This window comes from Novosphingobium malaysiense, assembly GCF_000802225.1.
In the GTDB taxonomy this organism is placed as follows: Bacteria; Pseudomonadota; Alphaproteobacteria; order Sphingomonadales; family Sphingomonadaceae; genus Novosphingobium; species Novosphingobium malaysiense.
The window spans coordinates 1,180,619-1,194,355 of sequence record NZ_JTDI01000003.1 but is presented as its reverse complement, the minus strand read 5'-3'; the positions used below and the strand labels follow the sequence as shown (position 1 = coordinate 1,194,355).

The window sequence follows — 13,737 nt, the reverse complement described above, 5'->3', positions numbered from 1 at the left end:
CGCGGGACAGCGGGGAAGGTTTTCTCCTACCAAAGTCGTGGATGATCGGAAGCGTTCACTTTGCGGGCGTTGCAAAGCGGGACGATTACGCTATGGAACAATAATATTACAGGCTGCCGGTGTTTTCGATGTGGATATTGCATCGGAATGGCATGGAGGGGTCTGGAGGGGAATTTTCGGATGATCAATCTCGACGAAATCGACCGTCGCTTGCTGGCGGAGCTGCAGGCCGAAGGGCGGATCACGAACGTGGAACTGGCGCAGCGGGTCGGACTGACCGCGCCGCCCTGTCTGCGGCGCGTGCGCAGTCTCGAAGAGGCTGGCATTATCCAGGGTTATCATGCCGACCTCGACGCATCGAAACTGGGCTTCACGATCACCGTCTTTGCTCTCGTCAGCCTCAAGAGCCAGGCGGAAGAATCGCTCCGTGCCTTCGAGGATCACATGAAGACGCTGCCCGAAGTGCGCGAATGCCACATGCTCAACGGCGAAATCGACTTCATCCTCAAGATCGTCAGTCGTGACCTGCAAAGCTTCCAGGAATTCCTGACCAGCAAGCTCACGCCCGCGCCCAATGTGGACAGCGTGAAGACCTCGCTGACGATCCGCACTTCGAAGAACATTCCCGGCGTTCCGCTGGAAGTGTGACAAGGGGCAGGGATGGTCTCCGGGCCGTCACCTGGACCGGAAGGCCGCCGCCACGACTGCGGCGCACGCCGTTTGTCACGTCCAGTTGCAACCCAAAAAAAGCCCCGCTCGAAAGGCGGGGCTTGAGGTGTCAAACTCGAATCAAATCGAGCTCTTCGGGTCGCCAGACCGTTGTAGGTGGCGAATTCTTCTGCGCGTTATCATTTGTTATAAAGGTGGTTAAAGAGCTGCCGCCGCCTCGAGCGCCAGCAGATAACTTTGCGCGCCAAACCCAGCGATTGTGCCTTTGGCGGCCTGGCCGACCCAGGATTTGTGGCGGAACGGTTCGCGCGCGTGCGGATTGGACAGGTGCACCTCGATCACCGGCACGGCAATCGCGCGGATCGCGTCGAGCAGGGCCACCGAACTGTGGGTATAGGCGCCGGCATTGAGCAGCACCGCATGGGCGCCTTTGTCTTCCGCTTCGTGCAGCCAGTCGACGAGGAGCCCCTCATGGTTCGATTGGCGCATCTCGATCTCGCAGCCCAGCGTTTGGCCACGCCCGACCAGCAGGCCGGCTATGTCTTCCAGCGTCTGCGACCCGTAGATTCCGGGCTCGCGCTTGCCGAGCCGATTGAGGTTCGGTCCATTGAGGACGTAGACCAGCTTGCTTGCCATATTTCGCGTTTCCCCGGGCGCGCGTGGACGAGAGGCACGACCTTTAACGCGCGAGCCGACGGGTGCAAGCGTCGCAGTCAGCCACCTGGCGGCGGCATGCCCGCGACCCGCGCGCCAGCGAGAGGAGTGTCTACTCCGGCGGGAGCATCGGGCAGTGTGGCGGCTTCCGCCGCCGGCCGCGCTTCGACAGGCGAAACGGCCGCATCGTCCTTGCCGTCCCCGTTCGCGTAGAAGTCTGCGAGGGCTGCGTCGCGCGCCCTTGCCCGAAGCGTTGCGGCGTCGCGTTCTGCTGCCTTGCGGGCGGCCGCTTCCTCTGCGGCCTTGGCCTTCGCCTCGGCAAGCTGCTGCGCGAGTTCCTCTTCCCGCGAGGAATTGCAGGCGGTCAGGGCAAGGGACGGGACCACGAGGAAAAGCGTCATACGTGCGAGATTACCTGACATCGGCGAAACCTGGCTGGTGTGAAAATGACAAACCCGGACTGGCTGGTTAACGCCAAAGGCTTATCGTTTCCTTAGGACAGGGGCAGGAACTCGCCCCTATCGGTCGGATCCTTTGACTTTGCCCCACTGTCGCATGGCCGAATATCCCAGATAACCGGTGCCAAAGAGAGCGTAGAGCGGTTCAGGGATGCCGGCGAGATAGCCGGTCATGCCTGAGGCTATGGCGCGGGCGGTATCCGGGCTGAAGGCGCCGACGAATCCCATCGGCAGGGCCCACAGGATGATGGCATACATGACGTACAGGAAGCTCGGCCGGGCGCGGCTCGTCCAGGGATCGGCCGAGCCCGCCTCGGCGATGATCGCGGAAAGGCTGGCCTCCAGCTGTCGCAGCTCCTGCGTGCCGCTCAGCTTGAGCAGTTCCAGCTTGGCCCGGTCCCGCGCTACGGGGTCGGGGATGACCTTGTCGATGATGTGGGTGACGGGTCCGAGGATCGAATCGAGCAGCGGCATGGGCGAGTCTCCCGGCGAGGGTTGGTGACTCGAAACCAGATAACCACAAACACGCGTGTAGGAAAACGACGCGTCCCGCACATGCGTGCGAAGAGATGGCTGACAATGTTCGGAGAAATTTTTGGTCGGGACGAGAGGATTCGAACCTCCGACCCCCACACCCCCAGTGTGATGCGCTACCAGGCTGCGCTACGTCCCGACCGGAGCCGCGGCCTATAGGCACCTCGTCGCGCTTAGGCAAGCGTTCCCGCAAAGAGTTTTGACCGCTCCCCTTTCGCGGCGTGTCCGAGCGCCGCCGGGGCCGCAATCGGCGGGGTGTGCACAGAGGCCGCGCGTTGCCAGTGCCGCGCTTTGTTGCTAACCGCCCGCATCCGGAAAAGTCGGGTGAACGGATTCCCGGCGAGATGTGCGGCAAATCGGATGCCGCGTTCGAGTCGCCAGGCAAGCCGGATCCCGGTCGAATACGAGAAGGCTCCTCAGTTCCATGTACACCTCGATCCTCAATCAGCTTGCCGCAGCCGCTCCCACGGGAACGCCGCCGGCGTGGATCCAGTACCTGCCGTTCATCGCAATGGCGGTGATCTTCTGGTTCCTCATTCTGCGCCCGCAGATGAAGCAGCAGAAGGAGCACAAGGCAAAGCTCACGGCGCTCAAGAAGGGTGACGAGGTGCTGACCGGGGGCGGTTTCGTCGGCAAGGTGCTCAAGGTCGACGACAACTATGCGGAAATCGAACTCGCACAGGGCGTCAAGGTGAAGGCGGTCAAGTCGACGATCGTCGACGTGATCCCCCCCGCCGGTTCCAAGCCCGCGAACGACTGAACCCGACCCAAGCAGTAATATCCGGGGCGCCGCAAGCGGGGCCCGGTTGGAGAGAAGCCACAGGCAATGCTCGAATTTCCCACCTGGAAGAAGCTCTGGTTCTGGGGGCTGACACTGGTCATCGCCGTCGCCGCGCTGCCTTCCCTGTTCAACGTCGCCGGCCTTCCCTGGCCCCGTGCGCTTCCCGATCCGGAAGTCAGCCTGGGCCTCGACCTTGCCGGCGGCAGCCACATCCTTCTCGAAGCCAATGAGAAGCAGGTCGCGCAGCAGCGGCTCGAGAACATGGAGGAATCGGTTCGCGCTCGGCTCAAGCTGGCGGACCCGCGGATCCGCATCGGCGACATTTCCAGCGCCAACGGCCGCCTGTCGTTCATGCTCAAGGATCCCTCGCAGGTCGATGCTGCGCGTGACGAGATCCTGCCGCTGACAACCGGCGCAGGCCTCACCGGCCAGCGCGACTGGGACATCCGTGTCGAGGACGGCAGCCGCTTCGTGCTTACCCCCACGCGCGAGGGCCTCGACCAGGCCGTGTCCAACGCGATGGATTCGGCCATCGAGGTCGTGCGCAAGCGTATCGACGCGCTCGGCACGCGTGAGCCGACGATCATCCGCCAGGGCGAAAACCGCATCGTGGTGCAGGTCCCCGGGCTGGACGATCCGCAGGCGCTCAAGAACCTGCTGGGTCAGACCGCCAAGCTCGAATTCAAGCTGGTCGACGAGAGCGCCACGCCCAGCGACGTCGCGCAAGGCATCGCGCCTCCGGGCGACGAGATCGTGCCCTGGGCCGATCCCAATTCCCCTGGCGCCGGCGGCGTTCCGGTGATTGCGGTCAAGCGTCTGGGCGGCATCAAGGGTGACCAGCTCACCGATGCCAAGCAATCGTTCGACAGCCGCAACAATTCGCCGGTGGTCTCGATCACCTTCGACCAGACCGGCGGCGCCAAGTTCGCCAAGCTGACCAGCGAGAACGTCAACAAGCGCTTTGCCATCATTCTCGACGACAAGGTTCTTTCGGCGCCGCAGATCAACGAGCCGATCCTGGGCGGGAGCGCCCAGATTTCGGGCAGCTTCTCGGTGCAGTCGGCCACGCAGCTCGCGATCGCCTTGCGTTCGGGCGCCCTGCCGGTCGACCTCACCGTCGTTGAGGAACGCACCGTCGGTCCCGACCTCGGCGCCGACTCAATCAGGAAGGGCCTCATCGCCATGGGCGTGGGGTCGGGCCTGGTCGTGCTGCTGATGATCGCCACCTACGGGCGTTTCGGCATCTATGCGACCGTCGCGCTCGTCTTCAACCTGCTGATGATCCTGGGCATCATGGCGGTGATGGGCACGACCCTGACGCTGCCGGGCATCGCCGGTTTCGTCCTGACCATCGGCGCGGCGGTGGACGCCAACGTGCTGATCTACGAACGCATGCGCGAGGAGCGAAAGAAGGGGCGGCGCGTGATCGCCTCGGTGGAGAATGGCTACAAGGAAGCCAGCCGCGCCATCTACGACGCCAACATCACCAACTTCATCGCGGGCGTGCTGCTGTTCGCGTTCGGCTCGGGTCCGGTGCGCGGCTTTGCCGTGGTTCTCATCATCGGTCTGTTCACCTCGGTCTTCACCGGCGTGATGCTGACGCGCATGTGGGTCGCCAACTGGCTGCGCAAGGCGCGGCCCACCGAACTGAACGTTTAAGGGACTGCGATCATGCGTCTTCTCAAGCTTGTCCCCGACGACACCAACATCAAGTTCCTGCGTTGGCGGGTGCCGTTCTACCTGGTCAGCATGATCCTGATTGCCGCGAGCTGGGGTCTGGTCCTGACCCAGGGGCTCAACTACGGCGTCGACTTCGCCGGCGGCCAGGAGATCGAGGCCACCTTCACCAAGCAGGCCGAGGCACCCGTGGCGGCGCTGCGCAAGCAGGTGAGCGCCCTGGGGTACGGCGATCCGGTGATCCAGCGCTTCGGCGCGCCCAACGAAGTCTCGATCCGTACCAAGCTCCCGGAAAGCGCCGAGGGCAATCCCGGTGCGGCCGAGGCGATTTCCAAGAAGATCATCGCAGCCATCCGCGCCAACAACCCCGACGTGCGCATCGAAAGCGTCAGTACCGTGTCGGGCAAGGTATCCGGCGAGTTCCGCCAGACCGCCATCTATGCGCTCGGCGCGGCGATGCTGGCGATCTCGATCTACATCTGGGTGCGCTTCGAATGGCAGTTCGGCGTGGGGGCGCTCTTCGCGCTGTTCCACGACGTGTCGCTGACGCTGGGCATGTTCGCGCTGTTCCAGCTCGAATTCAGCCTGCAGATCATCGCCGCTATCCTCGCGATCATCGGTTATTCGCTCAACGATACGATCGTCGTCTACGACCGCATCCGCGAGGACCTGAAGAAATACCGCCGGATGCCGCTGCCCGAGTTGCTGGACATGTCGGTGAACGAGACGCTGGCGCGTACGGTCATGACCTCGGCGACACTGCTCGTGGCGCTGATCCCGTTGCTGTTCTTCGGGCCGGAAAGCCTGTTCGGATTGACCGCGGCCATCGTGCTGGGCATCTTCGTGGGTACCTACAGCTCGATCTACATGGCGGCCCCGATCCTGATCTGGCTGGGCGTAAGCGGCGACAGCTTCGTGCCCACCGAGTCGGCAGTGGACCGTCAGGAAAGGCTGGCGCGGGAGCGCAGCGCGAAGCCGTAAGCCGGCCCCGCTTCCCGCTCGCCGCCTGGCGAGCGAGACGAAGGAGAGGGAACATGGCTAAGGTTCTGGTGGTCGAGCCGGACAAGGCGGTGGAAACGTCCATGCCGGCAGGAATGCACGGGCAGGGCAAGGTTTTCGCCGCCGTCACCGCGGACCGCTTCCCGCTGGAACTCCATCGCTGCGAGCTGGAACCGGGCGAGCGCCTGGCGATCGGCCCGCGCGAAGCCGACACGGTGCTCTATGTCTGGACCGGCGGAATCGGCGCGGGCGGCTGTTCGCTGCCTGCCGGATCGAGCGTCATAGTCGAACGCGGCGCCAGCGAAATCATCCAGGCCGGTTTCGAGGGCGCCGTTGTCCTGGTTTTCGCCGGAACCGAAGCGGGGCGAGGCGAGGGCGGTCACGTCCATCTCCTTCCCCGCTCCCGCGTGCCCGCCTGCGAGCGCATGAGCGAACAGAGCGACACCGGCGGCGCCATTCACGCCGACTCCGATTGCCCCAGCTGCGAAGTCTGGCTGCACGAGAACCACTTCAGCGGCACCGCGCCGCCGACCGCGGAAGAAGCGGCCAAGGGCGTCCACTCGCACAGCGAGGACGAGATCATCGTCGTGCTGGATGGGACCATGCGGCTGGGCGGCAAGCTGGTCGGCCCCGGCACTGCGCTCGCGATCGCCGCCGATACGCTCTACAGCTTTACGCCGGGGCCTGAGGGTCTGTCTTTCGTCAATTTCCGCGCGCACCGCCCAGGCGACATCCGCTTTGTCGAGGGGCCGTCCATGAGTGAAACGGGGATCTGGCGCGAGATCCTGCCGCGGCCGGAATATCTGGAGCCCCTGGCCTGACCGGCCCTCAGGCCCATTTGAACCGAAACTCCACGAACGGAATGGACTGAAAAAGGGTCTAGGCCTGCATCAGTTGCTGGTCGCTGGAGATTGGCCTGCCTTCGAGCACGTCGCGCCAGAAGTGCACGATATTGCTGGCGTTGAGCCCCCAGCTGAACCGGCTGGCGTTTTCGGCGACTTCTTCCTGACTCGGCGGGTTTTCAAGCAGTTCGCAAACGGCGGCGGCTATGCCTTCCGGAGTGCGCGGGACGATCCGGCCTGCGCTGTCGTCCTTAACGATCTCTCGCGCGCCGCCGATGTCGGGAATGACGATGGGCGTGCCGCAGGCGAGGCCCTCCACCCAGACGTTGGCAAGACCTTCGCTGGCCGAGGGCAGCACGAGCACGTCGGCAGCACACAGCAGGTGCGGCAGCACTTCGTGGTCCACAAGGCCGAGGAAATGAACGCGATCGGCAACACCAAGGCGCTTGGCCATGACTTTCAGCGCTGCTGCGTCCTCTCCTGCACCCGCAAAGGCCAGACGGGCATCGGGGATATGCTTCAGCGCCTCGATCACCAGCCGCTGCCCTTTTCGGGGGATCAGCGCGCCGGGCGTTACCAGCAGCGGGCCCTCGGACCAGATGCCGAGGTTGGGCATGGCGGACACGAGCGCACGGGCGGCGCCGCGTTCCACCGGGTGGAACTTCTCGCGGTCGAGGCCGGTGTAATGCACGCCGATGCGGTCGGCCGGCATGCCGAGCGCGATCATGTCTTCGCGCAGGGCCAGGCTGACGGCGAGCAGGCCGGCCGCCTGATTCGCGGCGTCCTTCATCTGTTCCAGCGCACGGGGGCGCTGCCCCCAGAAGTGGATGTCCGCGCCGCGCGACTTGATCGTCAGCGGCAGGCCAAGTTCGCGCGCGATCTTCGCCGCGGCCGGCCCATCGGGAAAGAAGAACTGCGCGTCGACCAGATCGAACGGCTTTTCGGCGTGGAGCCTGCGCGCCAGCGGCAGCACGGCATCGGCAATACGGCCGGGGTTCGAATCGCCCCCGATCTTGGGGATCAATGTGAAGCGTGGATAATAGACCTTGAGGCCCACAGCTTCGCTTACCTCGGGCACATCGCGCAGCCGCTTGTAGGCCTTGCGGAGCGACAACGGCCAGGGCGGTATTCCGATGGGGCTGATCATCGTCAGGTCGACATCGTCGCGCGCGACGACCGCACGCATCTGGTTCCCGACGAAAACGCCGAACGAAGGCTTCACCGGATTCGGGAAGAGCGTGGAGATCGAAAGGATCCGCATGGGTTGGTGACGTTGCTAACGCGCCTTACAGCTTCCTGACAAGCATTTCGGCAACGGCCAGCCATGCAGGATGTTCCACCACGACCTGCCGCTGCCCGCTGGACGGAGGCAGGAGCGCGACACGGTCCTCGTCCCGGTCGATCAGCCGCCCGAAGGCGAAGCGCCCACCCGAACGCGGGGCAAGCACGTCGCGGTTCATCAGCTTGCTCGATTCTGCGGGCTCGTGTTGCCGCAGCCAGACCTGATCACCACTGCGGTATTCGCCGCAGGATGCCTCCACCACCAGCACCAGCCAAGGGGCATCGGCGGAAAGCGCATTGGGCAGAAGCGGTTCGATCTGCTGGCGCGCCGCCTCGGCACCCCGTTCGCCGAGTACCGCGACGATCCGGGGCGGCTCGCTATCTTCACTGCGCAGCAGCACCTCGGGTTCGACCTGCAGCGCGGCGGCGATCCGGTTCATCCACGTCAGCGACAGATTGCGCATCCCGGTTTCGAGCCGCCCGATCGTCTGCGCCGTCGTTGGCGGATCGCAAGCCGCGGCGACATCGGCCAGGGTCATGCCCTTCTGGCGGCGAATGTCGCGAATGCGGTTGATCATGGCGTAGCCCCCTTAACCGATCTGGTTTGCAACTTTCCTACAGATGGGCCGGTCTGGCAAGTTCGTCTTTCCACTCTCAGGAGGCTGCCATGAAGCGAGAACTCGTCGAACGCGAACTGACCAGCGAGGGCCCGGCGCGGTGCAGGCCGCGAAAGGGGCGCCGCAGCGCGACCGTGAATCTCGCCGAATCCTCGCTCACCTGGCTACATGCGCGGGGGCATCTGACCGACCGGCAACTGGCGGCGGGTGAGCAGTTGCGCGCCGACTGGGAACGTGCGCAGCTTGCCCCGCGTGTCACCATGCGCTGGGATCCGGTGCGGGTTTCGGGTGGCAGGGATGCCGATCTGACGCCGGGCGAGCGGCAGGTCGCAGCCAAGGCGCGGTTCGATGGGGCTTTGGCCGAGGCCGGGCCGGGCCTCTCGGATATTCTTTGGCGCGTGGCCTGCGCCGGGGAGGGGGTGCCCACGGCGGAAAAGGCGCTCGGCTGGCCGGTGCGCAGCGGAAAGCTGGTGCTGGGGCTGGCGCTGGACCGGGTGGCCGGCTTTTACCGGCTGCCGGGGTAGGGGCTCATGTTGCCGAACACCCCTTTCCGTTCGTGTCGAGCGAAGTCGAGACACGTCGGGCCCATGCTATCGTGTCTCGACTTCGCTCGACACGAACGGTGGCTTCGGGATTGGCGTGTGCAAAGTGACACTTCAGCCCACAAGGTTACACATGCGGCCCAAGGTGACACGTCTTCCCCTGGACACTGTAAACCGTGTCAACCGGGTGTCACCTTGCGAAGGGTCAGCCCTCGACCTGTTCCGCCAGTTCCAGCCAGCGCTCTTCGGCCGCTTCCTTCTCCGCGCGCGCCTTTTCGATGGCGGCGGTCAGCTTTGCGAACTTGTCCGGATCGCGGGTGTAGAGATCGGGATCGGCCAGGGCCTCCTCGTCGCGGACGATGGCCGCTTCCAGTTCCTCGATCCGGCCCGGCAGCAGGTCGTAGTCGCGCTGGTCCTTGTAAGAGAGCTTGGTGCTCTTCGGCGGCGGGGGAGGGGGCTGTGCGGCGCCTTCGGCCTTCGGCTTGGCCTTGGCGGAGACGATGCGCTGCTTGCGTTTGGCTTCCCAGTCGGCATAGCCGCCGGCGATGATGTCGATCTGGCCCGAGCCGTCGAGGCCTAGCGTCAGGTTCACCGTGCGGTCGAGGAAGTCGCGGTCGTGGCTGACGATCAGGACGGTGCCGTCGTAGTCCGAAATCACTTCCTGCAGCAGGTCGAGCGTTTCGAGGTCGAGGTCGTTGGTCGGTTCGTCGAGCACCAGCAGGTTGGAGGGCCGGGCGAATTCGCGGGCCAGCAGCAGGCGCGAACGCTCGCCCCCCGAAAGCGTGCCGACTTTGGCGTCGATCAGGCTCGGATCGAACAGGAAGTCCTTGAGGTAGCCCTGCACGTGCTTGCGAACGCCGCGCACATCGACCCAGTCGCTGCCTTCGGCGATCACGTCGCGAAGCTGCATGTCGGGCTTGAGGAAGCTGCGCTGCTGGTCGATCACGATGGTGGTCAGCGTATTGGCCAGCGTGACGGTGCCTTCGTCGGGCGCCATCTCGCCAATCAGCACCTTGAGCAGGGTCGACTTGCCCGCACCGTTGGCGCCGACGATGCCGATCCGGTCGCCGCGCTGGATGCGCAGGTTGAAGTCCTTGAAGATCGTGCGCTGGTTCTCGCCCTCGCCGAAGCGCTTGGTGACATGCTCGGCGACGATCACCGACTTGGTCTTGCTGCCATCGCCCGAGACGGCGAGCTTGGCGGTCCCGGTGGGGCTGAGCATGGCGGCCCGCTCGGCGCGCATTTCCCACAGCTTGGCAAGGCGGCCCTGGTTGCGCTTGCGTCGCGCCGTGACGCCGCGCTCGAGCCAGTGCGCCTCGATCTTGAGCTTGGCGTCGAGCTTTTCGGCGGCCCGCGTCTCTTCCTTCTGGACCTCTTCTTCCCAGGCCTCGAACCCACCGAAGCCCACTTCCTTGCGGCGCAGCGATCCGCGGTCGAGCCAGAGCGTCGCCTTGGTCAGCCGGGTGAGGAATGTGCGGTCGTGGCTGATCACCACGAAGGCGCCGGTATAGCGCTGCAGCCAGCTTTCCAGCCACTCGATTGCCGCGAGGTCAAGGTGGTTGGTCGGCTCGTCGAGCAGCAGCAGGTCGGGCTCGGACGCCAGCGCGCGACAAAGCGCGGCGCGGCGGCGCTCGCCGCCGGAGGCACTGGCGGCCTCGCGCGAAAGGTCGATGCCGAGCTGGTCGGCAATGGCTTCCACCTCGTGCTGTTGCGGCGCATCCGGGCCGTGGAGCGTGAAGTCCAGAAGGGTCTCGTGGCCCTTGAAGAACGGATCCTGTTCCAGCGTCACCACCCGCGTGCCCGGCTGGATCGAGCGCTTGCCCTGATCGGCCTCGAGATCGCCGGCGATCAGCTTGAGCAGCGTGGACTTGCCCGCACCGTTACGCCCGATCAGCGCCAGCCGGTCGCGCGGGGCGATATGAATGTCCAGGTCCTTGAAGAGCCAGCCGGAACCCTGGATGAGGCCGAGGCCTTCCCAGCTGAGGATCGGTGCGATTGCCATGCGCGGCGCCCTACAGCCGGCGGCGGGGGGCTGGCAAGCGGGAGTGGGAATTCGGCAACACCTGAAAGACTGTGCGGAGCTGCGGCCACATTCAGGGCTTGTTCAATGCCGAGGGCTTAGGCACCCAAGTCGTCATGAAGATCCTTCTTGCCCCTCTCTCCGCATTGTCGCTGCTGGCGATCGGCGTCGCCGCGCTCCCGCTCCCCGCCCATGCCGAAAGTGGCGAACAGGGCGAGGCGCGCAAGGAGCGCAAGGCGGGCAACATCCTGTCGATTCGCCAGATCGAGAAGATTGTGCTGCCCCGGATGGCGGGCAAGCAGTATCTCGGCCCGGATTACGACCCGGCTGCAATGGCTTACCGCTTGAAGTTCATTCAGGACGGGAAAGTCTATTTCGTGGACGTGGACGCGCGCACCGGCCGCATCATCGGCCAGTCCCGTTAAGGGGGCGTCGCTTGACGCTGCCGGGCTTTGGCCCCATCTCGGGCGGGTTCAAGAAGGGAGACCTGAATTGCGCATCCTGATCGTCGAGGATGAACCCACACTGGGCAACCAGCTCAAGACCACGCTGGAGCAAAACGGCTATGCCGTCGACTTGTCCGCCGATGGCGAGGACGGCCATTTTCTGGGCTCGACCGAGGATTACGATGCTGTCGTGCTCGACCTCGGCCTGCCGGAGATCGACGGGCTGACCGTGCTGGGCATGTGGCGCAAGGAAGGCCGGAATTTCCCGGTTCTGGTCCTGACCGCGCGCGATAGCTGGTCCGACAAGGTCGCCGGCCTCGATGCCGGGGCCGATGACTATCTCGCCAAGCCGTTCCAGACCGAGGAACTGATCGCCCGCCTGCGCGCGCTTATCCGCCGTGCCTCAGGCAACACCTCCAGCGAGTTGACCGCCGGCGACGTACGGCTGGACACCCGCTCGGGCCGCGTGACGCTGGCCGGAGAGCCGGTGAAGCTGACCGCGCAGGAATACAAGCTGCTGTCCTACCTGATGCACCACAAGGGCAAGGTGGTCAGCCGTACCGAACTGATCGAGCATATCTACGATCAGGATTTCGACCGCGATTCGAACACGATCGAGGTCTTCGTCACGCGCATCCGCAAGAAGCTGGGTGCCGACGTCATCACGACGATCCGTGGCCTTGGCTACAGCCTCGACGATCCCGCCGACGCCCCGCGTCGCTGATCCGCCGCCCGGCGCGCCCGGAGGCGCCGCCGAAACGGCGGCTGCTCCGGAGGCTACTGGCGGGACGCAGCCGGCGCGCACTACTCATACCGGGTCTCTCGCCCGGCGCATGATGCTGGTTGCAGCGGGGTGGATATCCATCCTGCTGCTGGTCGGGGGGCTTGCGCTCGATCATACGCTCACCGGTCTTGTAACGCGCAATTTCGACGAGCAGCTCGGCTACATGCTCACCGGCATGATCGGTTCGGCGGAAATCGGACCGGACGGGGAGGTGTTCTTCATCCGGCCGCTCGGGGATCAGCGCTTCCTGGAGCCCAACTCCGGCCTCTACTGGCAGATTCGCGGAAAGGGGCACGAGGACTTCCCGTCGCGTTCCCTGTGGGACCGCAGCCTCGACGTCCCCGAAGACCATTTCGATGCCAAGCCGCACGTCTACGACAGCGATCAGTTCGCCGGCGAGCCGCTGCGGGTCATGGAACGCTCGATCATCCTGCCGGGCAGCGATACCCGGTGGATGTTCACGGTCGCGGCCAGCCGCAAGGATCTCGACGAGCAGATCCAGATGATCCGCTCCATCCTGATCTACAGCTTCGTTGCCCTTGGCGTGGGTTTGATGCTGATGGCGGGATTGCAGACCTGGTACGGCCTCTATCCGCTGCGCCATGTTCGCCGCGCCATCCAGAAGCTGCGTACGACCGGTGCTGCGCGTGTGACCGAGCCCCTGCCGCAAGAGGTCGAGCCGCTGGTCGACGAACTCAACGCGTTGCTTGCGCATACCGAACGGCAGGCGGAAGAGGCGCGCACCCATGCCGGCAATCTCGCCCATGCGCTCAAGACGCCGCTCACGGTGCTGATGAATGCAGCGACTGCCAAGGCACCGAACCTTTCCGACACCGTCATCCGCGAGGCTGCCGTCATGCGCCGTCAGGTGGACCACCATCTCGCCCGGGCGCGGGCGGTCGGACGCCGCGCTGCCGGCATGTCGCGGGCTGAAGTCTGGCCGAGTCTAGAGGCGGTCTTGCGGGCGGTCGAAAGGCTGTATGAGCAGACCCGCTTCGATCTCGATGGCAACCACGACGTGTCCGTGGCCCTGGAAAAGCAGGATCTCGAAGAAATACTCGGCAACCTGATCGAAAATGCCGCCAAGTACGGCGGCGGCAGCGTGTTCGTCACGGTCGATGCCGGCGACGATCCGCGCTATTGCGAGATCTGGGTCGAAGATGATGGCATGGGCATTCCCGAGGCTGACCGGGTGCGCATTTTCGACCGTGGCGCCCGACTGGACACCGAAAAGCCGGGAACCGGACTTGGCCTTGCCATTGTGCGCGACGTCGTCGAAATCTATGGCGGCAGAGTGCAACTGGACGAAAGCGAGGACCTTGGCGGCCTGCTGGTGAAGCTCAAGCTGCCGCGCGCAGTAGCCTGAGGGTCGGGGACAAGCCGTACGCGACGGGTTGCAGCCGGGCGGGCGCGTCCTCATCTGCGCCATCTGT

Annotated in this window: 15 protein-coding genes and 1 tRNA gene; 9 read left to right on the top strand and 7 right to left on the bottom strand. The window is 64.9% G+C overall.

All coding sequences use genetic code 11. The features are described from left to right. The first annotated feature begins 180 nt into the window (after positions 1-180). Complete coding sequence (locus LK12_RS13575; protein WP_039284610.1) at positions 181-648, top strand: Lrp/AsnC family transcriptional regulator; 468 nt, start codon at positions 181-183, stop codon at positions 646-648. Between the two features lie 219 nt (positions 649-867). On the opposite strand, the gene aroQ is transcribed toward LK12_RS13575, so the two are convergent. The 4 genes from aroQ to LK12_RS13555 all read right to left on the bottom strand — a co-directional run bounded on the left by aroQ (position 868) and on the right by LK12_RS13555 (position 2,454). After that, the gene (aroQ, locus tag LK12_RS13570; RefSeq protein WP_039284608.1) at positions 868-1,305 is read right to left on the bottom strand and encodes a type II 3-dehydroquinate dehydratase; all 438 of its coding nucleotides are present in this window, start codon (positions 1,303-1,305) and stop codon (positions 868-870) included. A 77-nt stretch (positions 1,306-1,382) separates the two neighbouring features. Continuing rightward, the gene (locus tag LK12_RS13565) at positions 1,383-1,724 is read right to left on the bottom strand and encodes a hypothetical protein (protein ID WP_156135475.1); all 342 of its coding nucleotides are present in this window, start codon (positions 1,722-1,724) and stop codon (positions 1,383-1,385) included. A gap of 117 nt (positions 1,725-1,841) precedes the next feature. Continuing rightward, the gene (locus LK12_RS13560) at positions 1,842-2,255 is read right to left on the bottom strand and encodes a holin family protein (RefSeq protein WP_039284605.1); all 414 of its coding nucleotides are present in this window, start codon (positions 2,253-2,255) and stop codon (positions 1,842-1,844) included. A gap of 122 nt (positions 2,256-2,377) precedes the next feature. Next, a tRNA-Pro gene (locus LK12_RS13555) sits at positions 2,378-2,454 on the bottom strand. 285 nt (positions 2,455-2,739) lie between these two features. Between LK12_RS13555 and yajC the strand changes: the two genes are divergently transcribed. The 4 genes from yajC to LK12_RS13535 all read left to right on the top strand — a co-directional run bounded on the left by yajC (position 2,740) and on the right by LK12_RS13535 (position 6,593). Further along, on the top strand, positions 2,740-3,075 hold the full coding sequence (gene yajC / locus LK12_RS13550; protein WP_039284603.1) for a preprotein translocase subunit YajC: 336 nt from the start codon (positions 2,740-2,742) through the stop codon (positions 3,073-3,075). Between the two features lie 66 nt (positions 3,076-3,141). Then, positions 3,142-4,755 carry a protein translocase subunit SecD gene (gene secD / locus LK12_RS13545; protein WP_039284601.1) on the top strand — a complete coding sequence of 538 codons (1,614 nt, stop codon included), beginning with the start codon at positions 3,142-3,144 and terminating at the stop codon, positions 4,753-4,755. A 12-nt stretch (positions 4,756-4,767) separates the two neighbouring features. Further along, on the top strand, positions 4,768-5,754 hold the full coding sequence (secF, locus tag LK12_RS13540) for a protein translocase subunit SecF (RefSeq protein ID WP_039284598.1): 987 nt from the start codon (positions 4,768-4,770) through the stop codon (positions 5,752-5,754). A gap of 53 nt (positions 5,755-5,807) precedes the next feature. Continuing rightward, positions 5,808-6,593, top strand: a complete 786-nt coding sequence (locus LK12_RS13535) for a hypothetical protein (protein WP_039284596.1) — start codon at positions 5,808-5,810, stop codon at positions 6,591-6,593. 58 nt (positions 6,594-6,651) lie between these two features. Here LK12_RS13535 and LK12_RS13530 read toward each other — a convergent pair whose 3' ends face one another. Then, the gene (locus LK12_RS13530; RefSeq protein WP_039284594.1) at positions 6,652-7,875 is read right to left on the bottom strand and encodes a glycosyltransferase; all 1,224 of its coding nucleotides are present in this window, start codon (positions 7,873-7,875) and stop codon (positions 6,652-6,654) included. Positions 7,876-7,900: 25 nt separating this feature from the next. After that, positions 7,901-8,473, bottom strand: a complete 573-nt coding sequence (locus LK12_RS13525) for a helix-turn-helix domain-containing protein (protein ID WP_039284592.1) — start codon at positions 8,471-8,473, stop codon at positions 7,901-7,903. Between the two features lie 89 nt (positions 8,474-8,562). Between LK12_RS13525 and LK12_RS13520 the strand changes: the two genes are divergently transcribed. Then, complete coding sequence (locus tag LK12_RS13520; protein WP_039284589.1) at positions 8,563-9,036, top strand: DUF6456 domain-containing protein; 474 nt, start codon at positions 8,563-8,565, stop codon at positions 9,034-9,036. Between the two features lie 223 nt (positions 9,037-9,259). On the opposite strand, the gene LK12_RS13515 is transcribed toward LK12_RS13520, so the two are convergent. Further along, on the bottom strand, positions 9,260-11,056 hold the full coding sequence (locus LK12_RS13515) for an ABC-F family ATP-binding cassette domain-containing protein (protein ID WP_039284587.1): 1,797 nt from the start codon (positions 11,054-11,056) through the stop codon (positions 9,260-9,262). Between the two features lie 134 nt (positions 11,057-11,190). Here LK12_RS13515 and LK12_RS13510 point away from each other — a divergent pair, with 134 nt between their 5' ends. The 3 genes from LK12_RS13510 to LK12_RS13500 all read left to right on the top strand — a co-directional run bounded on the left by LK12_RS13510 (position 11,191) and on the right by LK12_RS13500 (position 13,670). Next, positions 11,191-11,499 carry a PepSY domain-containing protein gene (locus tag LK12_RS13510; protein WP_039285349.1) on the top strand — a complete coding sequence of 103 codons (309 nt, stop codon included), beginning with the start codon at positions 11,191-11,193 and terminating at the stop codon, positions 11,497-11,499. 67 nt (positions 11,500-11,566) lie between these two features. After that, the gene (locus LK12_RS13505) at positions 11,567-12,244 is read left to right on the top strand and encodes a response regulator transcription factor (protein WP_039284584.1); all 678 of its coding nucleotides are present in this window, start codon (positions 11,567-11,569) and stop codon (positions 12,242-12,244) included. Next, the gene (locus LK12_RS13500; protein ID WP_407938160.1) at positions 12,195-13,670 is read left to right on the top strand and encodes a sensor histidine kinase; all 1,476 of its coding nucleotides are present in this window, start codon (positions 12,195-12,197) and stop codon (positions 13,668-13,670) included. Before LK12_RS13505 ends, LK12_RS13500 begins: the two co-directional genes overlap by 50 nt. Positions 13,671-13,737 lie beyond the last annotated feature (67 nt).